The sequence below is a fragment of the Mesorhizobium sp. M1342 genome (assembly GCF_040317955.1).
Taxonomy (GTDB): domain Bacteria; phylum Pseudomonadota; class Alphaproteobacteria; order Rhizobiales; family Rhizobiaceae; genus Mesorhizobium.
Window position 1 is genome coordinate 102435 of the sequence record NZ_JAMYLI010000014.1, and the last position, 24474, is coordinate 126908.

The window sequence follows — 24474 nt, forward strand, 5'->3', positions numbered from 1 at the left end:
GCCTATTTTGAATGCCAGTGGCCGTGCATCCACAGGTATGACGCTAAGGGCAATATTGGAGCAGCTAAGAGCCCGTCTTGCCAAACGATTTGCCGATAAATTTAGCTAAACCGTCTTTCTCTCCCTTCTCAACACGGGCGTGTCGTTGGGCGTTCGGCAGCAGTGTCATTGTTTCCGGAGACATCCTTTGAAAGAGAGAGTCTACCCACTCTATCTTGCTCAACTCCGGAAGCGGTTGGATTGGAAGGCCATAGACGTAGTGCGCGCCGTCGGCAATGAACCCAATCACCCTGCCACCGCCGCGCCGATTAAGCGACACGATCTGCGGCACGCCGCCAGAAAGTGGATCGCTTTTCTTCTCCAACGCGTCACAAAACGATGAAAAAATCGACCGGGCGGTGCCGCCCTGTGGGCTCGCGTTCCAAGCGTTGATTTCGCGATCCAGCGCGTGGTCGCCGCTTCCAAGTTTAACCAACACGGCGCTTTTCAATGGAACGCCAACTTCGATCTTCTGGTCCGTCCAGGTCCGCCGCCCAGCTTGATAACTGGTTTTCCAAAGGTAAAACGACCCTCTTAGCCCCTCACCATCTCGTGCACCGTGCAAGATGATGAAGTCGTAATCTGGAGCATTATGCCGCCGTTCAAATGACCGTTTCAGATACTCAACAATCTTGTCGTGCCGCATTTCAGCGGTTGCCTGTTGGTCCCAAAGCAGGCTTTGCCCGGCTAAATCTCCGAGTTGACCGAGCACTAAGGTTGGGTACAGAACGTCGCCGCAATAGCCGAACACTTCCGCCGACCGGGACGCAAATACCTTGCGGCCGCTGTCCCACCGGTGAGATTCTGAGCCCCATGTGATCCGGCTATCTCCCACAATGTAAATGCTGCTCGGCCCTCTCGAATCGACCGAAACCCAGGATAATAGTGTTGTCACTTGACTAAGCGCCCCGTTTATCTCCAAAGGATATACTGAATTCGGGAGGCAACTCCCAGACGTTCCACCACTTTTGAGTCCAAGCGTTCGCGATCCATCGGGGCAGAGCACCTTGGACAGCTAGCTAGACGGTCGGCGGCGGTGTCAAGCGCCACACCCACTCGGTCGAATACCCAGTCGCCCCGGCGCGCAACATATTAGCAAGATCTAGGCATCTCGCGGCATGGTTTCGATGACGGCCAGGCTTGCCTTTGCTGCATGTAAATGCCGACCGGGAAATCCAAGGACGAACACCAACCGGTCGCGGAGGAACTCGGAATGCCGGAAGCACACGATGAGGTAAAAACGCTCCTGCAGACCAATACCGGAGTCCCCAATGAGTTCGTAGCTCGGGTGGCTACGGCGATGGCTGTGCCGTCTGAGCCGCTCGCCGCGTTTGTTGGCCAGCCCCTCCGTTCCTTTTATCAGCAGGCTATCTGCGGCGGTCTGGTGTTCCAGCTTAGCGATGGAAGTCGTCTCGTTCGAACCGTGGTTCCGATGGCCTTTCAATCAGTGCTTGCCGGGATCATGCTTGCCGCAGAGCTGGTCAAGCATAGTGCGGGTTTTCCGATAGTCCGACAACCAGCACTCGCGTGATTCTACTGCGCCCCCTTGGTTCTCACCTCCATGATCCGAAAGCCAAAGATTCCAGCGGCCGCTGCATCTGCAGCGATGAGGATTTCATTTCCGCCTACAGGCTGAAATACGGCTGTGCCGTTGAACAGCTGAGCAACGGGTCCGCCTAAAAAGATCTGAAGTCTTCGTTACCGCGGACGGCGCGCTGTCAAGCGCTCACCGATGTTTTCGACCACGATCGAGTGCCTGATGAGAGTGCGGGGCGGATACTGTGACACGCTCGGCCCGCTGCTTGTCAATGTGAGGCCCAGAACCCACGACAGAGATCCTTGAGCGACGGCTCGCCGTTTAACGTTTTTTGTACTGTTATCTACGTTCGACCATATTCGTCGTCGAAGCGAACGATATCATCCTCGGCGAGATAATCGCCGCTCTGCACTTCAATGATCACCAGGTCAATTCTGCCTGGGTTCTCGAGCCGATGCTTATGGCCGCAGGGGATGTAAGTAGATTCGTTTGTCCTCAGGAACAACTCCTGCTCGCCATTGACGATCTTGGCGGAGCCGCTGACCACGACCCAGTGCTCCGAGCGATGATAGTGCATCTGCAGGCTCAACTGGCGACCGGGCTTCACCTCGATGCGTTTGATCTTGAAGCGCTCGCCTTCCTCCAGAACCGTATAGGAACCCCAGGGCCGGTGTACCGTGCTATGGACCAGATGAGCTTCATGTCCCGAAGCCTTGAGGCCCTCGAAGAGCTTCTTAACGTCCTGAACGCGGTCGCGGGATGTGACAAGCAAAGCGTCCGGGGAATCCACGATCACCAGATCGCTTACGCCCACCGTGCCGATGACGCGCTTGTCGGAGCTCACATAGGTGCCGGTCGTGTCGACCATGTGCACATCGCCGCGTATCCTGTTCCCGCTTTCGTCGGGGGCGATCAAATCGGCCATTGCGTTCCAAGATCCGATGTCGTTCCAATCCATGTCGCAGGGAATCACGGCAAGTCTGTTAGTCTTCTCCATGACAGCGTGGTCGAGCGAGATTCGCGGCGCGGAACCGAAATGCTCAGGCGCGAGTTCGATTTTGGCAAAGCCTTGGCATTGACTGGCGCGGCCGTTCTCGTAGCTGTCGGCGACGGCCTGGAGCACCTCGGGACAATGCAAAACCATCTCGTCGAGCATGGTTTGCGCACTGAAGCAGAAGATGCCGGCGTTCCAGAAGAAGCGTTGAGACGCGACATAGGCTTTGGCTGTATCCAGATCCGGTTTTTCAACGAAACGGACGACGTTCTCACCATCTGCTTCGATGTAGCCGAATGCTGTGTCCGGTCTGGTTGGGGTGATGCCCAATGTGGCGATCCGCCCGAGCTTCGCATGTTCCATGGCCAGGCCCATGACGTCTAGAAACGCAGGCAGGTTGCCAATCAGGTGATCGGCCGGGAAGACGCACAGGATCGCGTCAGGGCCTTGCGTTGCCCTCGCATGGATCGCGGCTGCAGCCACGGCGGCGGCCGTATCCCGAGGTTCGGGCTCGAGCAGAAAGGTGCGTGGCAGGACCACGGAATCCAGTTCGTCAAATTCGTCCTTGGTCAGGAAGAGGTGTTCCGCGGATGTCACAGCGACGAGTTCCACGACACCTTCTATCGAAGCGACGCGCAGCACAGTGTGCTGAATGAGAGAATATCCATCCGCTACTTTGAGGAAAGGTTTGGGGTGCGATTGCCTTGAGGCGGGCCATAGCCGCGATCCGGCTCCGCCGCTGATGATCACGGGAATGACTTTCATAACCAACCTCAATCTCGTCTCTGGAGTGATCGCCCGCGTTGTTTCGAGCGTCAGCGTCACGATCGCCGTCGCTCTGGCTTGTCTGCGGCCCCGCGTAACAGCGAAGTTCTGGTACGTTGCAGGCGGCGTCAGATGACGACGCTATCGGTAATGTACGACGCCTCCACTGGCGTCGGTGAGAAATGCGCATTCAACTATGCCTGTTGGTTGCCTCTGCCGAATTGCGCAGGTGGCGGGTCCTAACTGAGATCAGAGACTTGGCTGTCTTCTATCAAAGTCAAACGACTTGGCTCCTTCAGATCGAATTCAATTACCCGTGGTGCGAATAGACGTGCATATCGTGTAAAGGCGCTCGTCGGGGGAAACCGAATTACGGTATCGCAGCGCCCGAGAAGATACATCTCAACGAGGGCGGAAATTCCGCCGTCAATCCCGAGTGCTGCAGTGTGTAAGGGGCCACCTTGATTGGATCCGAAGTGCTTCGGGACAGTGAGCAGATCGGGAAACCTGGCCGACAGAAGATCCAGTATCCGCGCGCTGTCCGTGCATAAGAACAGCCGCACAGGCCTGGGGTGCGGTAACGCCTTAGCCTTGTCAATTGCAGCGCACACTTGCCGAACGGCGAGCTCCGGATCGGCCCAGTAGGGCGCATGCTCCATGATGTCTTCACCGTTACCGTGCCGAACATGAATCCCGATGATGCTGTGCCCCTCAAAACATTCCTGATAAATGGCATCTATGCGGGCTTGAATTTCTGGCCGAGGCTGGACACTCTGGAACACCTGCCGCTCTGCATCCTCATCGCACCGCCACATCAGACAAGCGTCACACACTACTGTGTTCGCTTCGACATCGTGTTCGGCCTGAAAGAGCTCGCCCAACTCATCGCGCTCTTGGAAAATCTGCTCATCTGGCCGGTAAAGGCACTCGATCGCCGGCCTGTTCCACCACTCCGGGAAGAATGGACCAGGGAAGGAAACGTCGTTGATCCGGTCGTCGGAAATAGCCGGCACGCCAGCGATGTCATTGATCGGCTGGAAGAACACCGGAAACGCATTTGTGAAGGGTTGGTCGAGGTAGCAGGCCCCCCGCCAGTCGATGACTAGAGTTCGTCCCGACCGCTGCGCGTAGCGCCAAGCGGCCGCCAACGACCACAGACAATCACCGAACCCCGTACGCCTCCGAGAGACGACGAACCGGCGCTTTTCCACTCCACTAACATGCATTTTCGGAAATCTCGTTCAGAGAGGAGGTTGCATCCGGTTTGGAATCCTTAGTCGACAGGTAGACCCTGACGCCGGGCGCTTGGCAGAGGCCGGGCCATAGGGCAGAAGAGCTCACTCAGCACTGCCCACTAATCCCGTGACGCTCGCACAGCTTGAAGCCGATGCCCTCGCTTCCGGTTCAGCCTTCTCTACTGGGCCTCCGCCGCATATGTAAAATCTATTGAATGGATGCCGGCCATCCATGCGTTGGATGCCATGATGAAAGGGCTCGGCTGACGCGGGCCCGGCCAATAGAGCCGAAACAGCCGGGGAACGCTGCGACACTGCCTGCCGGAGCAAATCGTTCCGTCGACGCCATACGCCAAGGGTGCAAGGCTGCATACAGCAACCGTACCGGGCGAGATGAGGTCGACAGCTCGACGCGCCTGGAACCAGCTGATCGACAGAATCTGCAGTCTGCTCCCAAAGTTCTGCACGACCTGTGCCGGATGCTGTGGTGAGGGCTCGCGGCCACGAACTTTGTCCTCGCCCCGAACGGAAGCTCGCGCCTACGACTCCGGGCCGGCGAGGCGCCCCCGCTGCTCGGTCCGACCATCCATTCTGTGGATGCACTTTATCCAAACAATCGATTTCACTGATCCAAACAATTCCCATTAGAAGACGCTGAAGCAAGAAAGAAAGGCGTCCTCACTCGCTGATGGATGAGCAAATCAGCTGCAAGGTGCTGGGAGTACATGTCGCTCACGGCGTGAGCTGAGCGGCACTCAGACCGCATGTACGAAGCCGACGGTTAGCGGCGCAACTCTATTTTGCTGTGACTCCAAGCAAGAGGTGTGCTCGGCTGGCGGACTGTCAATTGACGAGCTTCGCGCCGCATCTGTCGAAGTGCTCCATAGCGCACGGGGCTGGCCGCACATTGTGTCGGCGTGGCGAGCCGGAGCCGAAACTTTAAACTTTAATAGAGCAGGAATAGAATGGGCGATAGCAGGAAAGTTGCTCTTATTACGGGCATAACTGGACAGGATGGTGCCTATCTTGCCCGTCTTCTTCTCAAAAAAGGCTACATCGTTCATGGGATTAAGCGACGTTCCTCTTCCTTCAACACAGGTCGTATCGAAGACCTCTACCAAGACCCGCACGAATCCGATCCGCGCCTGATCTTGCATTACGGTGACCTCACTGATTCGACTAACCTCATCCGCGTGGTTCAGGAATCTCAGCCAGACGAAATTTACAACTTGGCTGCTCAGAGCCATGTGCAGGTGTCGTTCGAAACACCTGAGTACACAGCAAACGCGGACGGTATCGGTACATTGCGACTTCTTGAGGCGATTCGCCTCCTCGGTCTGACGGACAAGACCCGCTTCTATCAAGCCTCGACTTCGGAGCTATACGGCCTCGTGCAGTCCGTACCGCAGAACGAAACGACGCCCTTTTATCCGCGCAGCCCTTACGCCGCCGCCAAGCTCTACGCCTACTGGATGGTCGTCAATTATCGCGAGGGCTATGGTATGCACGCTTCCAACGGCATTCTTTTTAATCACGAAAGCCCCCTTCGTGGCGAAACTTTTGTGACGCGCAAGATCAGCCGCGCTGCCGCTGCTATCTACCTGGGCAAGCAGGACAAGCTTTATCTCGGCAATCTCGATGCTCAACGCGATTGGGGCCATGCGCGTGAGTACGTGCGAGGTATGTGGATGATGATGCAGCAGGATCAACCGGATGATTACGTGCTGGCTACGGGCAAAACGACTCCTGTCCGCCAATTCGTCGAGTGGGCTTTCGAAGATATCGGCGTCGAGATCGAATGGCGTGGCAAGGGTGTCGGCGAAAAGGGCTATGATGTAGCGAGCGGCAGATGCCTAGTCCAAGTGGACCCACGCTACTTCCGCCCCACGGAAGTCGATCTTCTCCTGGGTGACGCTACCAAGGCGAAGGAGAAGCTCGGCTGGGTGCATGAGACATCCGTGCGCGAGCTTGCTGCGGAAATGGTACGCGAAGACCTGAAGGTCATGCAGACATCTGTAGTCATGAAGGAAGCGTAATGTATGATCTGAACGGAAAAACCGTGTGGGTCGCTGGCCACAAAGGTATGGTGGGCAGCGCTGTTGTACGCCGACTCGCGTCTGAAGACTGCAAAGTTGTGGCCGCCCCTCGGGGAGAGCTAGACCTCAAGCGACAGACCGAGGTTGAAAACTTCGTGGCAGTGATGAAACCGGACGCTATCATTATGGCGGCGGCAAAGGTAGGTGGTATTCTCGCGAACGCCACCTATCCGGTCGACTTTCTTTACGACAATCTGATGATCGAGGCCAATATCTTCGCGGCAGCCCACGAAAACAATGTCGACCGCGTCCTCTTCCTCGGCTCGTCTTGCATCTATCCGAAGATGGCACCACAGCCCATTCCTGAAAGCGCGCTTTTGACCGGGCCACTAGAGCGCACCAACGAATGCTACGCCGTCGCCAAGATCACCGGCATCAAAATGGCTCAAGCCTATCGCCAGCAATATGGCCGCGACTACATCTCCGCTATGCCGACGAATCTCTACGGGCCAGGCGACAATTATGACTTGCAGTCAAGCCACGTCATCCCAGCGCTGATCCGGAAAGCGCATGAAGCTAAGCTCATAAGTGATAAGCAAATCACCATCTGGGGCACGGGCACACCACGTCGGGAATTCATGCACGTCGACGACTGCGCCGACGCATTAGTCTTCCTTCTGAAGAACTACTCTGACCATGATCACGTCAATCTCGGCTGCGGACAGGACATCACGATCCTAGAGCTGACTAGAATGATCTGCCGTGTAGTCGGATTTACTGGGGAGATCGCGCATGATCACTCTAGACCTGACGGTACACCGCGAAAGCTGATGAGCGTCGACAAGCTGCGCACTTTGGGATGGGCAGCAAAGATCACTCTCATGGAAGGCATCGAGAGTGTCTATCATGCATTTCTGAACGGGAGCTACACCGAACGGCGATAGATAAGAGGATTTGCTGCGTCTCAGGCCTGTACGCGCTTTCGGGACCCAGAGCTAATGTAGACTGAGACAATCACTCGATGGCGATAGCGCTCATGTGAGCCAGCCGCGAGGAGCCCTGCCGGACCCGGACCCCATCCGCTCCAACCTCGTCGCCGTGAAGGTCACGGTGCGCTGCCCACGCCGACGCCGACTGCGTCAATCCTCACAAGGGTAACCGTCGATAACCGAACGCGTCTACGGTAACCGAATGTACTTCTTGTTCTCGTCCGAGGGATCTGTCGATGGGCATTCCGGACGAGCCAAAGTTTGAGCATGTTACCTTCAAAACCCGGTTAGCAACGTCGGATTTGGTATGAAATTCGGAACAAGTGGATTACGGGGCCTGGCGACAGAATTGGCAGGAGCCGCCTCTGCCCTATATGCAACGGCATTCGCGACATTCCTGCTGGAATCCGGCCTGGCCAGAATTGGCGACGAGATACTCATAGGGCGCGACTTTCGCGCCTCGAGTCCGGCCATCGCCGCCGTCTGTGCGGCGGCACTGTCCGCGCTCGGCTTCATCGTAGTCGATTGCGGCGCAGTCCCCACCCCTGCCCTGGCACTGTATGCTCAGGCGCGTAAGAGTGGTTGTTTGATGATCACAGGCTCGCACATTCCGGCCGACCGTAATGGAATAAAATTCTATCGACCCGACGGTGAGATCGACAAGGGTGATGAGCGGGAGATAACGCGCATCGCCTTGCAGTTGGAGAAGCGCGGATACGTCCTTGAAGGTGCTGTTGCACGTCGGCAGCACCGGGAGGCCGAATGCAAGGCCTTTTTCATGGCGCGCAATCGAAAGCTTATGGAGATTAATGCTCTAAAGGGCTTAACGGTGGGCGTATATCAGCACAGCACAGTCGCGCGCGATCTCTTGGTTGACATTCTCTCATATCACTGTGCGACGGTCGTAACCCTGGGACGTTCGGAAGGTTTCATTCCTGTCGACACTGAAGCGGTCTCTGACGAGACTGCTCAACAGTTCAAGCTCTGGGCCAAAGAGCATCGGCTTGATGCGGTCGTCTCGGCAGATGGCGATGGTGACCGCCCACTGGTAGCTGACGACCACGGAGACCCCCTTCGCGGTGATTTGTTAGGCCTGATTACGGCGAACTTCCTGCAAGCGAAGGCAGTCGTCACGCCGGTCACATCAAACTCTGGTATCGAGACCGCAGGTTCTTTTAAAGTCGTGCGTACCAAGGTTGGATCGCCATTTGTTATCGCTGCCATGCTCGATTTGGTTGCGTCGGGTCACGAGCGCGTGGTTGGTTTCGAAGCAAACGGTGGTTTGTTGACCGGCACGGACTTTGACCCGAACGGAACTAAACTGCCAGCGCTACCTACACGCGACAGTTTTCTCCCCATCCTTGCGGCACTTTCCCTTGTTAGTACAAGTGGGCAGCCACTGTCGGAGATTGGCAGTTCCTTTCAATTGCCGGCAGCGGCGGCGGATCGCTTGGAAAATTTTTCCGTCGAAAGCAGCACTCGCCTCATGACATACCTTCGTACAGCGGAAACTAACATCGCCGCCTTCGTCGGGTCGATTGGGGTGGTAAGCAAGGTTAGCGATGTTGACGGACTTCGTATCACTCTCGCGGATAAGCGTGTCTTGCATTTGCGTCCATCCGGAAATGCCCCGGAAATGCGGTGCTACGTCGAAGCCGAAAATCGGGAGGACGCGGAGCTTTTGCTCCGGACTGGATTGGATCGAATTCGTAATTGGACGCAAGGCTAAATAAAAGCCGCCTCCCTGCGTATTCCAGGTGACCCTGGGGGTCGCACAAGCTACTCAAGCGCGATCAGAACGTCCACAGTGTCCCTGGCCCTGTCCGCTTTGAAGCGAACCGGAACGCCCGTGGAAACAGCCGATCCGTACCAGCCACGGAGCATCCGGTAGCTCATGGTCAAGGCAGCGCCTTCCGGTAGCGAACAGCCGGTCCCGCACTGACCGCCTGCGCCGCATGTACGATGGCGTTGGTGTCCAGGCCGTGGTGACGGTATAGGTCCGCAATAGTCCCCGTCTGGCCGAACTGCTCGACCCCGAGCGCCTTCACGCGATGCCCGTTAACCCCACCGAGCCACGCGAGCGTCGCCGGGTGGCCGTCGATCACGGTGACGATGCCGCAGTCACGCGATAGCGGCGCGAGCAGCCGCTCGATATGACTCAGGGCGCCAATCGCGCCACGCTGCCGGGCACGTTCCGCCGCCTGCCAGCCCGCATTAAGCCGGTCCGCGGAGGTGATCGCGAGCAGCCCGACATCGCGCCGGTCCTCCGCCAGAAGACCCGTCGCGGCAATCGCCTCCGGCGCGACGACGCCTTGATAAGCAATGACGACACTCGCGTTGGGCCCAGGCGGACGCAGCCAATAGGCGCCATTGACGATGTCCCGCGCGAGCGCCGGGTTCATGTCGCGCAGCGGCTGCTCGAGCGGCCGGGTTGACAGGCGAAGATAGACCGATCCTCCGGTCTGATCACGCAGCCACGTCGTCTCATCCGGATCCCCCTCGCCATTACGTTGCATGTAATCGAAGGCAAAGCGCATGATCACGGACAGTTCGTCGACGAAGGCCGGTTCGAAGGCGCAAAGCCCATCCTGCGCCATGCCGATCAATGGGGTGCCGATCGACTGGTGTGCTCCGCCCTCGGGCGCTAGCGTCACGCCCGAGGGCGTTGCGACCAGCATGAAGCGCGCATCCTGATAGCAGGCGTAGTTTAGCTGGTCGGCCGATCGGTAGATGAAGGGATCATAGACTGTCCCGATCGGCAGCAGGCGCACGCCATTGATCGAGTGCGAGAGACCGAGCGCCCCGAGCATGATCATCAGGTTCGACTCGGCGATCCCGAGCTCGAGGTGCTGCCCCTTCGGCCCAAATTCCCAGGTAAAGGTCGACGGAATGCGTTCGGCCTTGAAGGTGTCCGCCATGGTCTCCCGGGCGAAAAGGCCGCGCCGGTTGACCCAGCCACCGAGATTGGTCGAGACCGTCACATCGGGCGAGGTGGTGACAATGCGGTCGGCAAGCAGACTGCGCTCGCGTGCGATGTCGTTCAGGATCTGGCCGAACCCCATCTGGGTCGAGAGCGGCTTGCCGGGCTGCCCCGGTGACGGAAGGGTTTCAGGCACCGGCACCGACGGCGCAGACAGCCTCCTACGCCCCTCACTGAAGAACGGCGCCTTTGCGAAGAAGGCGTCAAGTTCCGCTTCCGGCAAGGTGGCGGCCGCCCATTTGTCCCACTCCTCACCCCGCTTTACGCCCATTTGCAGGCGGTAGTCTTCCATCTGCGTGGGCGTCATCTGCCCCGCGTGGTTGTCCTTGTGTCCGGCAAGCGGCAGACCGTAGCCCTTGATGGTGTAACAGATGAAGCAGACGGGACGGTCATGCCTGGACGCCGCCTCGAAGGCTTCGAGGAGGCTCGGCATGTCATGCCCGCCAAGGTTCGTCATCAACGCCTGCAACTCGTCGTCGGAGCGGCGTTCGATCAGAGTGGTGACCGGCCCTTGGTCTCCGATCTCGTCGAGCAGCCGCTTGCGCCAGGCAGCACCCCCTTGGAAGGTCAGCGCCGAATAGAGCTGGTTCGGACAGCGCTCTATCCACTCGAGCAGCTTCTCGCCCCCCGGCTCGGCAAAGGCAGCCTCTTGCAGAGCGCCGTGGCGCAGGACCATCACGTCCCAGCCGAAGTTGCGAAAAATCTGCTCGAAACGCTGCCAGAGGCCCTCCCGGATCACGGCGTCGAGCGACTGGCGATTGTAGTCGACCACCCACCAGCAGTTCCTGAGCCCGTGCTTCCAGCCTTCGATCAGGGCCTCGTAGATGTTGCCCTCATCCATCTCGGCGTCGCCGATCAGGCTGACCATTCGGCCCTCGGCACGCTCCTTCATCCAGCCGTGACCCGAGACGTAGTCCTGCACCAGCGACGAGAACAGCGTCTGAGCAACGCCGAGACCCACCGACCCGGTCGAGAAGTCGACATCGTCGACATCCTTCGTCCGCGAAGGGTAGCTCTGCGCGCCCTTGTAGCCGCGGAAGTTCATGAGCTTTTCGTGGGTCTGGTTGCCCGCCAGATACTGAAGTGCATGGAAGATCGGCGCCGCATGGGGTTTGACCGCCACCCGATCCTGCGGGCGCAGGATCGAACCGTAGAGCGCGGTCATGATGGTACTCAGCGACGCGGACGAGGCCTGATGCCCCCCGACCTTGATCTCATCGCCCTCGCGGACGTGGTTGGCGTGGTGGATCGTCCAGGCTGCGAGCCAGGAGACGCAGCGCTCGATCTCGTTCAGATATTCCAGTTTCCTCGTCATTCAGTTTCCCGCAAATCAGCTGCCGGTCTCACAGGACCCCCGCCCAAATGGTCAAAGATCGAGTTTCAACACACCTGTCGCGCGCGACACGCAGGGGATGAAGCGGTGGCCGCGTGCCTCCTTGGACAGGACGGCATCCCGATGGATCGGCTGTCCCGCCAGCATTGCGCATTCGCAGGTCCCGCACACCCCGTTCTCACACGAGGCCATCAACGGCACACCGGCCGCACGCAAGGCGGCCAGTGCCGTGGTCTCAGCCGAAACCTCAACCACCCTGCCCTCAGCCAGTTCTATGACGAATGGTTCCGGTGGCGCGCCATCAAACTCGGGAGGCTGGAAAGTTTCGAAATGAACAGTACCCTCGGGCCAGTGTTGAGCCGCGCGCCCCACAACCGCCATGAAGCCAGGCGGTCCGCAGTAGTATGTCTGCGCGTCGTCCGAACGGTTCGCCAGCAGCGCGGCGATGTCCTGGCGGGTCGCCGGCTCGTCGTCGAAATGGAACCGAACATTGCCGCCAGGAAGATCGTCCTCGATCACGTCCAAGAGTGGCGTGAGCGCCCGGCCGCGGGTGAAATAGTGCAACTCGACGGGCTTGGCCTGCCGGGTGAGCGCGCGCGCCATGGCCAGAATCGGGGTGATCCCGATTCCCCCTGCCAGCAGCAAAGTCGGCCCCTCGCCTGGCTTGAGCGCAAAATGGTTGCGTGGCGCGGAGACAGGCAGTGTGGAGCCGACGGCAATGGTTTCGTGGATCCACGCCGAGCCGCCACGGCCGTCATTCTCGCGCTTCACCGCGATGGTGTAGCGGCCAAGCTCGGTCGGGTCGCCGCAAAGTGAATACTGACGCACCTTCCCTTCAGGCAGATGGACGTCGACGTGAGAACCCGCTTCGAACGCCGGCAGCACAGGTTTGCGTGGGTGTTTCAGGTCGATGACCAGCACGTCGCCCGGCTCCTTGCGGGCGGCGGTCACGGTCAGCTTCATGATGATGCGCGGCGAGGCCATGGCGTTTCACTCGTCGATGGGCAAGATCAGATCACCGGGGCGGATCACGCCCCCGACCTCGATTGTGCAGTTCAGGCCGGAGCGGTTCAGAAGCCCCTCGTAGAGACCCGGAAGCCCGAGCAACTCCTCGATATACTTGCACGGCACATTCATCCGGGCGGCCCTGAGAATCGTTTCCCCGACCCGGAAGCGTTTGCCGACAAGATGGCTAAGCGGAACGCCTCGTGTCGTCAGATTGCGCCGGTGATCTTCGGGTGCGAGCTTGGCCTTGAAGCCCGGAATTCTGGGTTCGCCCTGCGCGATGGCGTCCAGGACTTCAGCTTCGATCAGCGTCACTTCGCGAACGTCAGGACGCGCGGAATAGGTCCCCGTCCCCAGGTAGTAGCGGTCTCCGACAATGCCTTGGCCGGCAATAAGCTGCGCCTGCGCCAGCTCCTCCATTTCATAGGAGGCGGCAGGCGCGATATGGACGTGAAGCAGCTTTCCTCGCCAGGTCATCATCGCTCTCGGAAATTCGTCTCGTGGAAACCTGCTGCATAACTGGCCTGATCAACAGCGCCAGTTGCATGGCATTTTCCCGGTCCAGTTGGCTGTTTGGAAAGAAATACGGGGGGCCCTCGGACCGTTTTCAGCGCCAGCTTTCGGCGTCGCCCCGTCTCAGTTGTTCCGCGCCGGCATCGCGTCTTGCACCTGCTTGACAACCTCTCGCAGGACCTCAACGCCCTTCCCGATCTGCCGAATGCTCAAGGCGGCATAGCCCATGACAAGTCCGACGCGATCGGTGCGGCCTTCGTCCGATGGCCGTTCGTAGAGCGGCGAGATCAAGTGTAGCCCCAGGCCAGCGTCGCGGGCGGATTCGACCAAGGCCGTTTCCCGCGATCGTGGCAGGTCATTGAACCAAACGGCGACGTGCAGTCCCGCATCAGCTCCCTGGACAGTGATGCGATCCCCGAAGCTGTGCTGCAAGGCACCCAACAACGTTTCCCGACGCTCGCCGTTCAGCCTGCGCACACGGCGCACATGGCTTTCGTAGCCGCCGCTCTCGATCAACGATGCCAGCGCTTCCTGTTCAGCGACCGGCGAATGCCGGTCTGCGAATTGTTTGGCGGTTGCGAAGACCTCCTGCAATTCGGGCGGGAGGACGAGGTAGCCGATGCGCAGCATCGGCGAGAGCGTTTTGGAGATCGTGCCGAGATAGATGACAGCCCCGTGGTCCTCGAGACTGTGCAGCGGAGGGACCGGATTGATGTCGTAGCGATATTCGCTGTCGTAGTCGTCCTCGATCACATAGGCGTTGTTGTGCCGCGCCCATTCCAGAAGCTGATGGCGGCGCGCGATCGGCATGACGCCGCCCAGCGGAAACTGATGCGACGGCGTCACATAAGCCAGTCGTGCTCCGATCCCCGCCAGCAACTCGGTCCTCATCCCGTCTTCGTCGACGATGACCGGGATGGGTGAAGCACCCGTACTGGCAAAGACCTGACGCGCCATCCTGTAGCACGGATCCTCGATGATGAAGCGGTCGGCGGGATCGAGAAGCAGGCGCGCGCACAGATCAAGGCCCTGCTGCGAACCGCTGACGATGATGATCTGGTCGAGGTCGCAGCTCAGGGTCCGGGCGCGCCAGAGATATCCCTGAAGCGCCTGGCGGAGCCGGCGCGAGCCGCGAGGATCGTCATAGGCAAGACGCAGCGGGCGCTGCCCCATCGCCTCGTTCATCGCGCGTTTCCAGACCAATGAAGGGAAATCCGACGGCGCCAGGTCGCCATAGCGGAACTCGACCTTCAGCCCAGTCGGCAGATAATCTGGCCAGGGTGACGTCGCGCGCAGCCGCTCGCCATATGCGGACAGGTGGATCGGGCCGACCCGTTGCGCGTGAGTGCGCCCCGTCCCATGGCCCATCAACGAAGACGCAACGCGAGGTCGTGCGCCTTGACGGACTTCGATGAAACCCTCCGCAGCCAGTTGCTCATAGGCGACCGTCACCGTGGTTCGCGAAACGCCGAGGTCATTTGCCAGGGCCCGGGAGGATGGCAACTGACTGCCGGTTTCGTAGACGCCGCCGAGGATTTGCTCGCGAAGGGCTTCGTATATCTGGCGTGCACCCATCGCGTGCGAGCGCGCTGCAGACCCGGCACTTGAAGACTGGACCATCTCTTTCATCGCCAACTGGATATTTCACATTGGCCAGGTTGCCGTCAATCTTTCGGAACCCCAAGAGAGATCGCAGAGGCCGAATGACCAGCTCCCATCCATCCGAAACCGATGCTCCCACGGGGTCGCTCAACCGCACCAGCCCCGGATTTGCCACCCGGGCGATCCATCATGGCTACGATCCGGCCGGCTTTTCCAATGCCGTCCAGCCGCCAGTGTTCCTGACGTCAACCTATGGGTTCGAAAGCGTGGCAGCAAACGATGCCGCCGCCGCCCTTGGTGGACGGCTCTATGCGCGCGAATACAATCCCACGACCGAGATCCTCGAGCAGCGGCTCGCGAATCTGGAAGGAGCCGAGGCGGGGCTGGTTGTTGCCTCGGGGATGGCGGCCTTCGGCACTCTGATCCTGTCGCTCCTGTCCCAGGGCGATGAACTCATCGTCCACAAGACGCTTTATGCGAACACGCTTGCCATGGTCGAACAGGCGGTCCCCCGCTTCGGCATCAAGGTCGTCGCGGTCGATCTGTCAAATCCCCACAATCTCGATGCTGCGATCACCGAGCGGACGCGGCTGGTTTTCTTCGAGACGCCGGTGAATCCGCTGAGCCGCATCCTCGACATAGCGGCAATTGCCGAGCGCGCTCACGCGCGCGGTGTAAGGGTTGCAGTCGACAGCACCTTCGCCTCGCCCGCGCTCCAGCGACCGCTTGAGCACGGGGCGGACATCGTGCTCCATTCGCTGACCAAGTACATCAATGGTCATGGCGATGCCCTTGGCGGGGCGCTTCTCGGCGACGCCCAAACGCTCCGTACGCTGCATGAAACGGGCCTGCGCTACATCACCGGCGCAGCGCTCTCGCCCATGTCAGCTTTCCTAATCCTGCGCGGTCTCAAGACGCTGACGCTGCGTATGGAACGGCACAGCGCCACGGCCCTTGCACTGGCTCGGGCGCTGGAAGCGCACCCGGCGGTGGCATTTGTGAGTTATCCGTTCCTCGACTCGCACCCTGATCAGGTGACGGCGCGAAAACAGATGTCCAACGGATCGGGCATGTTGGCCTTTGGCCTCCACGCTGGATACGAAGGAGCGCGCCGGATGATGGACCGGCTCAACCTGATCATTCGCGCCGTCAGCCTCGGCGATGCCGACAGCCTCATCTATCATCCAGCAAGCCTCACCCGTGCTCGGCAGCCGATCCGCAAGGATGCCCATTTGGCCGATGGAGTCGGCGAGGATCTCATGCGTCTCTCGGTGGGGCTTGAAGACGCTGATGACCTGATCGCCGATCTGCGGCGGGCTTTGGACGTCTTGTAATGACCTGGCGTGCGGCCACCTCTGCGCTCACACATAGATCTGGAGCCTTGCCATGGCATTCCTGAGCGGTCTTTCCGCGTTCCCCATCACCCCGACCAATCGTGACGGCCGCGTCGATAGCGTTGCCCTGCGCAGGCTGATTGCTCGGCTTGGCATTGCTCAGGTCGATTCCATCGGTCTTCTCGGCAGCACCGGCACATACATCTATCTGTCGCGCGAGCAACGGCGGCGGGCGCTCTCCGAGACCTTGGACCAAACGGCGGGGCAAATGCCGGTCGTGGTGGGTGTGGGCGCGCTGCGCACCGATGAAGCCGTGGGGCTCGCGCAAGACGCCAAGGCCCTTGGAGCAGCTGCGGGTTTGCTTGCTGCCGCCTCCTACACCCCGCTTACTGATGACGAGGTGTTCGAACATTTCTCCACCGTGGCGCGCGAAAGTGGCCTGCCGATCGTCGTCTACGACAATCCAGGAACGACGCATTTCCATTTCAGTCCACCCCTTGTCAGCCGCCTGGCAAAGGTGGCTGGGATTGTCGCCATCAAGAATCCGACAGACAAAAGCGATGCGATCAAGAACCATCTGACCGCCCAGAGGCGCACACTGCCGGAAGGGTTCTCGATTGGCTACAGCGGCGACTGGAACGCCGCCGAGGCCATGATCGCCGGCGCCGACACATGGTACAGCGTCCTCGCGGGCATCCTGCCCGAGGTCTGCATGACGATCGTCACAGCGGCGCAACAGGGCGATGCGGCCGAAGCGCGACGGATCAATGCCGCGCTGGTCCCGATCTGGAGCCTCTTCAAGGAGTTCTCGAGCCTTCGCGTCGTCTATGCACTCGCTGAATTGCTCGACATTTGCAGTGCCGAACCCCCGCGTCCCATCCTGCCTCTGCCCCCAGCAGCGAAGCGCCAGATCGCCGCCGCGTTGAAAGGTTTGCCATCGGATGCCAGCCGGTGAACAGCAAACCCCGTTCGGCAAGTGAAAGGAAGTGCATGTATTTACCCGCTCATTTCGAGAATTGATCGAAAACAACGCACTCGGCGTGCTGATAGCCATGGCTGGAGCGGTCTCGACGCCAATCACACCCCCTTCGAACTCGACAATCGACTGCGGAGGTACAGACTGCGCAGGGCACTCCGCCCATGCCGCACCGTTCGCCTTCAAACTAGGAATCGGTGGTTTATCCATTGGAATGGCATCGAGCCGGCGCTTTACTTCCGGCCCGGTGCGCGCATTGAAGCCGGTGCCAATGCCGCCGGCGAACACCAGATTTCCGTCCTCGACATTCGCCAGAGCACGCTTCCCGACCGCCGTAACTGTTGCCGGGTTCGCAGCCGATGACGATGAACTCATCACTCAGCACGCATTTTGTCTCACCCATTCTTGGCGCCGGCCGGATCGATATGGACTGACACGCAGCTTGGAGACGATGCCCTCGAGGCCGAACTGGGAGACTTGCGCGAGAATGTCGCTGCCGCCGCTGATCTCGTCGCTCAGAACGATGCCGTTTGGCGGCGTCTCAGCAGGTTTAACTAGCGCTTTGCGCCGATCGACGAGTGGCCGATCTCGAAGACCCTCGCCGTCGATCTTGAGCAGGTCGAAGCCGGCAAGCAGGTCCTGACGTCTCCCGCCGCGGCCAAGAGCCCGCTGAAGACTGGGAATGCGCGACAAGCCTTCTGGTCAACGACGAACGCCTCACCGTCTATTATCGCGTCCGAGGCGCCGAGCTCGGCCACCGCCCGGGACGATAGCCGGAAACCTGAGGGTCCAGTCGTGGAGGTTGCGGGTCGAGGTAGGCCCCCATCGATAGTCGTCCCATTTCATTTCGTGTAGCCAATCAGGGCCCTGCCGGACGCGGCCGACCAGCGGTCGATGTTCGCGACGACCCGAATGTCCAGTCTCGTGTAACCCAGCCTAAAGCGGCCTGTCCGCCCAAAAAATGACATTCAGTTGCCTCCGCCTTTCCACACGACCCACTTCACGATCTCGTAACTCGCCAACCTAGCGGCTTGTTGCTTGAGCTGCGCGTTCCTAGGGTGTGGTCGCTAGGCCTCAGCAACAAGAGCTCGGTTGCCAGGCGGGCGGAGGCTCAACGAGATAGCCAGCTCAGGACAAGGAGAGCAAGCAATGGTCGCTTTTACCCTCAATGGCGAGGCGCGAACACTCGACGTCGATCCAGAGATGCCGCTGCTCTGGGCGGTCCGTGACGTCATCGGACTCACGGGAACGAAATTCGGTTGCGGGCTTGCCCAGTGCGGCGCTTGCACGGTTCACGTTAACGGCATGCCGACGCGCTCGTGCCAGACCGCAGTCGGCGACATCGAAGGAGCCTCGATCACCACCATTGAGGGTGTGTCGGGCAAGATAGGCGAAACGGTCCAGGCCGTGTGGGCCGAGTTCGACGTACCTCAATGCGGCTATTGCCAGTCTGGCCAGATCATGTCGGCCGTGGCCCTCCTTACAGAGACGCCTAAGCCGTCGGACGATGATATTGATTCGGCGATGAGCGGCAATCTCTGCCGCTGCGCCACCTATCACCGCATCCGCGCGGCCATCCACGAGACCGCCAACCGGCTGGAGACTTGAGGTATGTCGCAGTTTCTCTCGAAGCATAACTCCGTGCGGCCCACGCGCCGCCGGTTCCTCGTCGGCGCGGGCGTCACCACCGCTGGTCTCGCCGTGGGCTACCGGCTAGTGCTGGCGGCGTCCGACATCGCACAAACGACTACTGCAAAGGTTCAGGCGAACCCCTTCCAGACCTATGTCGAGATCACAAAGGAGAACCGAATCATCATCTACTCCTCGCAGTTCGAGATGGGACAAGGCTCCTATTTCGGCATCGCCACCCTGGTTATGGAAGAGCTCGACGGCGACTGGGCGCAAGTGGACGTGGTCGGCGGATATGGCAATACCGCGCTCTACGGCAATCTCGCCTGGGGCGGGGCCGCGCAGGCAACTGGTGGCTCCACGTCGATGAGTTCGTCGTGGGAACGCTACCGCAAGGCGGGTGCTGCCGCACGGGCCTTGCTGGTGGCGGCCGCGGCGCAGCGGTGGGATGTGCCAGCCGGCGAGATCAAAGTCGCTTCCGGGGTCGTGTCGCACGCCTCAGGGATGCAGGCGCGCTACGGTGACCTGGCTGAAGCCGCAGCGGGAATGCCGGTTCCCGACGACGTGCCGCTAAAGCCGCGCGACAAGTGGGCCCAGATCGGATCGGACAGCCTCAAGCGCTACGATTCCGCCGGCAAGACCAACGGCGCGCAGACCTACACGATCGACCTCATGATGGAGGGACTCCAGACGGCCGTTATGATCCATCCGCCGAAGTTCGGCGCCGAGATCGAGAGCTTCGACGCAACCAAGGCCAAGGCACTCGACGGCATTGTCGATGTCGTCCAGACGCCGCGAGGCATTGCCGTGGTTGGCAGGGACACCTGGACGGCGCTCAAGGGCCGCGACCTCGTGGAGGTGACCTGGAACGAGGAGAAGGCCGAAGGGCGCGGCACGGCCGAGATCATGGCCGAATACAACAAGGCAGCAGACGATCTGGGCGCGGCCACCGCGCGCGACGACGGTAACACTCCCGCAGCGTTCGCCAGTGCTGAGAAAATCATCGAGGGGCACTACGAATTCCCCTATCTTGTCCATGCTTCGATCGAGCCACTCAACGCGGCCGCCCGAATCAACGAAGACGGCACCATCGACGTCTGGGGCGGACACCAGATGCCCGACCTTTATCAGGCGGCTGCCGCTCAGGTAGGCGGCACCACGCCGGACAAGGTGAGGCTGCACGTGATGAAGACCGGCGGCAGTTTCGGCCGCCGCGCGGTCTTGGATGCAGATGTCATTATCGAAGCTGTTTCCACAGCGCGTGCACTGGGACGCGGCAAGCCAGTGAAGGTGCAGTGGACCCGCGAGAATGACATGCGGGGTGGGCGGTACCGGCCGGCCTATGTGCACGCAGTCAAGGCGGGGCTCGACAAGAAAGGCAATGTCGTCGCTCTCCATGACCACATCGTGGGCCAATCGGTCTTGGGCGGTTCGACCTCTGCGGCGATGATCAAGAACGGCATCGATCCAACCTCCGTAGAGGGCGCCACCAACCTGCCCTATGCGATCCCGAACCTGAAGGTCGAGCTGACCACCACGGACGTGAACATCCCAGTGCTGTGGTGGCGTTCGGTAGGCTCCACCCACACCGCTTACGCGGTGGAAACCCTGATCGATGAGCTCGCCGCCGCTGCGAACCGTGATCCGGTCGACTTCCGCTTGTCAATGCTCGGTCACCATCCACGGCATGCCGCCGTGCTTAAAGTGGCTGCTGAGAAGGCAGGCTGGGACAAGCCTCTGCCGGAAGGCCGTTTCCGCGGCGTGGCCCTGCATGAAAGCCTCTCGACCTATGTCGCCGATGTGGTGGAGATCACCCTCAACGATGAAAATGGTTTCAAGGTCGACCGCGTCGTCTGCGCGGTAGATTGCGGCACCGCGATAAATCCTGACCAGATTCGCGCTCAGATGGAGGGCGGTATCGGCTTCGGGCTAGGCGCGATCCTCCAGGAGGAGCTGACCCTGAAGGGCGGTGTCGTAGACCAAGAGAACTACGATACCTATACACCGCTCAGGATCGAGCAGATGCCGCGAGTCGAGGTGCACATTGTGCCGTCCGAGGAGCCGCCCACGGGAGTTGGTGAGCCAGGTGTGCCGCCGATCGGCCCGGCCGTCGCCAACGCGCTACGGGCGGCGACGGGCAACACTATCCGCAAGCTGCCGATTATAAAGAACATGTCAGGAATGACACCATGAAACAGCCGCGATGAAGATCGCGCCGTTTTCGAACGCCTCCTGACAGGCGCTCATCTCCATGGGTCAAATTCCGGCGGCTGCCCGCTCCAATATCCGGTTTGGAGACGGCACGCGTGTTCTGAACGACCACAGACGGGCCTTGGCGCCGGTTCCACTGAAGAACCGCTTTCGAGACGCAAATGCGTCCACTCCATGAAGAGCACAACCGTATAGCACCAGGAAGGCTAGCTACCTCCATCGCTTCGGAGACCCAGGAACCCTCAGAAAACCGAACCTCCCGAGCTCAGAGGCGCTCGTGATCACAATCGGGCTGGTGCGTGGATCATTGTTCAAGGGTTTGCCGATAGGCAGGCGAGATGGCCGATCGACATGATCTTCGCCCGATGCCCTACAAACACAATGCCAGCCGCTGTCACGGAGTCGCGAAGACGAAGGCAATGAGGGTCGACGCCGATACTTATCATTTAGTTGACAGAGCGCTTGGAATGCCATGCGCTTCACATCGGAGTAGCCATCCGGGAAGCCTGAAGCGCTTTGAAACGCATGTGCTGCGGCTACTATTCATAGCGTGGATGACTTTGATCAAAACAATCGATTTCATCACTCTTCCGGAATCGTGCATGGACAAAAAAAGAGCCTCACGCACCAATCACACGCTGCTCTATCGCGTGACGAAAGCTGCCTTAGGAATAATCCAAAGGAGAAAATCTTCGATGCGCCCTGACGTGCAGTGGAGGTCGTGCCGAGAAAGTGAGTTGCAACTGGCCGACAATGTCGGGCGGTGCGACCATGGTCGCTTCGGAGAATGAAATCGGGCCAGTTCACGGGGGCGGTACTGTTATTCGTCGACGGCCGCCCTTCCCAAGAACAGGCGGCATCGCAAGTTGGTTCTGCCGATGAAAACGACATCGCCGGATACATTTCAGCAGCCGCTCAGGATTGGATGATCCAGCCAAGCTCTCGGCGTGATGGCACTGTAGGCGTCACAGTCGAAGCATCTCATTGATCGTTTATGAGGCTCTCTTCGATGCCGCTGATGCCTGACGGGCGGTCGCAGCTGCAGGCGACAACACGGCCTATTTAGTTGGAAAAAGTCGAGGTAAGCCAATTTGGCTTCCCGTTACTATTTGGAGAAAGAAATGCTGTGCCTAGGAATCAGCGGCGGACTTGACCAAGTCCATGAAAACCGATTCGAGCGTCCGAACGCCTTTATGCACGATGGCGCCGCGGTGCTCGTCCGAGACGGAAAGGTGATAGCCGCCGTAGAAGAGGAACGCCTCAATCGAATCAAGCACTCGAACAAGCTGCCAAGTGGTTCGATTCAATACTGTCTCTCGACGGCCGGGGTTCAGCTCAGCGACATTGATCGTGTCGCGGTCTACGCCAGCGAGCCCTATGCCAACGCCATGCTTGAAGGTATGTCCGCTTCCCAACCGGACATTCTCTCCACTCCGTTGGATGCTAAAATGTTGGTGCAGAACCTGTTAGCGCGTGAGTTCGGCACTAAGTTGGACAGTTCGCGTATTTCATTCGTAGGTCATCATCAGGCGCACGCCGTGAGCGCCTTTGCAATGTCGGGCTTCGAACAAAGTCTCATTCTAGCGATTGATGGCTGTGGTGATTTCCTGTCGGGCCTTGTGGCGGTAGGGTCTGGCACAGAAATTACGCAAATCGAGGCTTTCCCGGAGGACAATTCTCTTGGGCTGTTTTATCTCGAGACGATCCGCTGTCTCGGCTACGGCATGTTCGACGAGTATAAGGTAATGGGACTCGCGCCCTATGGCGACCCCGCTCCCTATCGCGAGCTCTTCGAGCAGTTCTACGAGCTCTCCGCCAACGGTGGCTACCGTGTTCACCTCGACCGCATCGGTCCGGCGTTGCTCCGCAACATCGAGATCAGGCGAAAGGGAATGCCTTTCACCCAGCAGCATCGAGATGTGAGTGCGTCACTGCAGGAAGCGCTTGAGCGGATCGTGTTCCACATTCTCCGGCACCACCGTGAGGCCACCGGCATGAAGCGGTTGTGTCTGGCGGGAGGGGTAGCCCACAACTGCACGATGAACGGCAAGCTGCTGTATTCAGGGCTTTTCGAAGACATCTTCGTGCAACCCGCGTCTCACGACGCTGGCTGCGCATTGGGAGCTGCGCTGATAGTCTCTAACGAGATGGGCCGCCCCGCGCCGCGTGAGCGACTGCAGGAGGTCTATTGGGGTCCTGATCTCGGGAGCGACCGCGCCGTGGAACAGGAACTGAATGCATGGTCCGGACATCTCGAGGTTGAACGCTCTTATGACGTAGCGAGCAGTGCAGCCCACTGGATCACCAACGGCGCCGTGATCGGCTGGGTGCAGGGTCGTTCGGAGTTTGGGCCACGTGCGCTGGGCAACCGCAGCATTCTTGCCGACCCTCGGCCCGCTGCAAACAAGGACCGGATCAATGCCATGGTCAAGAAGCGCGAAGGCTATAGGCCTTTCGCACCATCTGTGCTGGAAGAGGATGCGAGCGAATTTTTCGACCTCCCAGACGGTAAGCACGAATTTCCATTCATGAATTTCGTCGTTCGCGTGCGTGACTCAAAGCGCGCCTTGTTGGGTGCCATTACGCACGTCGACGGTACGGCTCGGCTGCAAACAGTATCGCGCGATGCCAACCCCGCTTACTGGGAGGTCATCAATGCGTTCAAGAAGCGGACAGGCACTCCAATTCTGCTCAATACGTCCTTTAACAACAATGCTGAACCGATCGTGGATACGGTTGCAGACGCGATTGCCACATTTTTGACGACAGAGCTGGATGGACTTGTGGTCGGGCCCTTCCTGGTAAAAAAACGGGCTGCAACGCTGCAGGATTGGACTGCGCTTGCGATTTCATTGCCTCCCTCAGTCTCCCTCCATCAAACCCGTGCTTACACAGCGCGAGATCATCAGGAGACTGTCTGCGAGATTATTCCGAACCACTCCAGCATTGACAGTGTGCGAATTTCAAACGACCTGTTTAATCTGCTGATGCGGATTGAGGGCGAAGCCGTGTTAAGCGATCACCTCAATATAATTGCGCCGGATCAGGCTGAGCATGAAGCTCTGCTGGAGGACCTGCGAAGACTGTGGGAGCAGCGCCTGGTTCGGCTGCATCCCTCACAAGCTGCTCGGATGGATCATGGGTCCGATAAAACGCCGGACCAGCCTAATAGGCTATCAATGTGATAGAGATGCCGCTCAAGCTCGGCCAATCAATAGTGTTCATCGACCCCGCCTGCGAGCTCACCGCTGTGATTTGGGGGGGTCGAGGTCGCCCTGGTCAGTATGCTTAGGAAT

At 59.6% G+C, this 24474-nt stretch carries 17 protein-coding genes; 9 read left to right on the forward strand and 8 right to left on the reverse strand.

Going from position 1 to position 24474, the window contains the following annotated elements; translation table 11 throughout:
* Window positions 1–64: 64 nt before the first annotated feature.
* A complete protein-coding gene (locus NKH06_RS16505; protein WP_352553803.1) occupies window positions 65–790 on the reverse strand; it encodes a hypothetical protein in 726 nt (241 codons plus the stop codon).
* Between the two features lie 462 nt (window positions 791–1252).
* On the opposite strand from NKH06_RS16505, the gene NKH06_RS16510 reads away from it, so the two are divergent.
* Window positions 1253–1570 (forward strand): hypothetical protein, encoded by a 318-nt coding sequence (locus NKH06_RS16510; RefSeq protein WP_352809022.1) that lies wholly within the window; start codon window positions 1253–1255, stop codon window positions 1568–1570.
* Window positions 1571–1919: 349 nt separating this feature from the next.
* On the opposite strand, the gene NKH06_RS16515 is transcribed toward NKH06_RS16510, so the two are convergent.
* On the reverse strand, window positions 1920–3335 hold the full coding sequence (locus tag NKH06_RS16515; protein WP_352809083.1) for a mannose-1-phosphate guanylyltransferase/mannose-6-phosphate isomerase: 1416 nt from the start codon (window positions 3333–3335) through the stop codon (window positions 1920–1922).
* A gap of 239 nt (window positions 3336–3574) precedes the next feature.
* Complete coding sequence (locus NKH06_RS16520) at window positions 3575–4561, reverse strand: nodulation protein NodZ (protein WP_352809019.1); 987 nt, start codon at window positions 4559–4561, stop codon at window positions 3575–3577.
* Window positions 4562–5535: 974 nt separating this feature from the next.
* On the opposite strand from NKH06_RS16520, the gene gmd reads away from it, so the two are divergent.
* From gmd to NKH06_RS16535, 3 genes are all read left to right on the forward strand, one after another.
* Entirely contained in the window at window positions 5536–6606 is a 1071-nt protein-coding gene (gene gmd, locus NKH06_RS16525; RefSeq protein ID WP_352809016.1) for a GDP-mannose 4,6-dehydratase, read from the forward strand.
* Complete coding sequence (gene fcl / locus NKH06_RS16530) at window positions 6606–7550, forward strand: GDP-L-fucose synthase (protein ID WP_023689384.1); 945 nt, start codon at window positions 6606–6608, stop codon at window positions 7548–7550. The genes gmd and fcl overlap by 1 nt, the downstream gene beginning before the upstream one ends.
* 352 nt (window positions 7551–7902) lie before the next feature.
* The gene (locus tag NKH06_RS16535; RefSeq protein ID WP_023766633.1) at window positions 7903–9324 is read left to right on the forward strand and encodes a phosphomannomutase; all 1422 of its coding nucleotides are present in this window, start codon (window positions 7903–7905) and stop codon (window positions 9322–9324) included.
* A 169-nt stretch (window positions 9325–9493) separates the two neighbouring features.
* Here NKH06_RS16535 and NKH06_RS16540 read toward each other — a convergent pair whose 3' ends face one another.
* The 4 genes from NKH06_RS16540 to pdxR all read right to left on the reverse strand — a co-directional run bounded on the left by NKH06_RS16540 (window position 9494) and on the right by pdxR (window position 15055).
* A complete protein-coding gene (locus NKH06_RS16540) occupies window positions 9494–11890 on the reverse strand; it encodes a transketolase (protein ID WP_352893435.1) in 2397 nt (798 codons plus the stop codon).
* Between the two features lie 51 nt (window positions 11891–11941).
* Entirely contained in the window at window positions 11942–12892 is a 951-nt protein-coding gene (locus tag NKH06_RS16545; protein WP_352809013.1) for a PDR/VanB family oxidoreductase, read from the reverse strand.
* 6 nt (window positions 12893–12898) lie between these two features.
* A complete protein-coding gene (locus tag NKH06_RS16550) occupies window positions 12899–13390 on the reverse strand; it encodes an MOSC domain-containing protein (RefSeq protein ID WP_023758446.1) in 492 nt (163 codons plus the stop codon).
* A 159-nt stretch (window positions 13391–13549) separates the two neighbouring features.
* Window positions 13550–15055: a MocR-like pyridoxine biosynthesis transcription factor PdxR gene (gene pdxR, locus NKH06_RS16555; protein WP_352672612.1), complete on the reverse strand. Its 1506-nt coding sequence runs from the start codon at window positions 15053–15055 to the stop codon at window positions 13550–13552.
* A 74-nt stretch (window positions 15056–15129) separates the two neighbouring features.
* On the opposite strand from pdxR, the gene NKH06_RS16560 reads away from it, so the two are divergent.
* Complete coding sequence (locus NKH06_RS16560; protein ID WP_352893437.1) at window positions 15130–16362, forward strand: trans-sulfuration enzyme family protein; 1233 nt, start codon at window positions 15130–15132, stop codon at window positions 16360–16362.
* 52 nt (window positions 16363–16414) lie between these two features.
* On the forward strand, window positions 16415–17317 hold the full coding sequence (locus NKH06_RS16565) for a dihydrodipicolinate synthase family protein (RefSeq protein ID WP_352546074.1): 903 nt from the start codon (window positions 16415–16417) through the stop codon (window positions 17315–17317).
* Between the two features lie 399 nt (window positions 17318–17716).
* Here the strand turns inward: NKH06_RS16565 and NKH06_RS16570 are convergent, their stop codons facing one another.
* The gene (locus NKH06_RS16570; protein ID WP_352893438.1) at window positions 17717–18031 is read right to left on the reverse strand and encodes an ATP-dependent DNA ligase; all 315 of its coding nucleotides are present in this window, start codon (window positions 18029–18031) and stop codon (window positions 17717–17719) included.
* Window positions 18032–18487: 456 nt separating this feature from the next.
* Between NKH06_RS16570 and NKH06_RS16575 the strand changes: the two genes are divergently transcribed.
* The 3 genes from NKH06_RS16575 to NKH06_RS16585 all read left to right on the forward strand — a co-directional run bounded on the left by NKH06_RS16575 (window position 18488) and on the right by NKH06_RS16585 (window position 24363).
* Window positions 18488–18946: a (2Fe-2S)-binding protein gene (locus tag NKH06_RS16575; RefSeq protein ID WP_023708041.1), complete on the forward strand. Its 459-nt coding sequence runs from the start codon at window positions 18488–18490 to the stop codon at window positions 18944–18946.
* A gap of 3 nt (window positions 18947–18949) precedes the next feature.
* Window positions 18950–21160: a xanthine dehydrogenase family protein molybdopterin-binding subunit gene (locus NKH06_RS16580; RefSeq protein ID WP_352893440.1), complete on the forward strand. Its 2211-nt coding sequence runs from the start codon at window positions 18950–18952 to the stop codon at window positions 21158–21160.
* A 1139-nt stretch (window positions 21161–22299) separates the two neighbouring features.
* The gene (locus NKH06_RS16585; protein WP_023796259.1) at window positions 22300–24363 is read left to right on the forward strand and encodes a carbamoyltransferase family protein; all 2064 of its coding nucleotides are present in this window, start codon (window positions 22300–22302) and stop codon (window positions 24361–24363) included.
* Window positions 24364–24474: the final 111 nt, after the last annotated feature.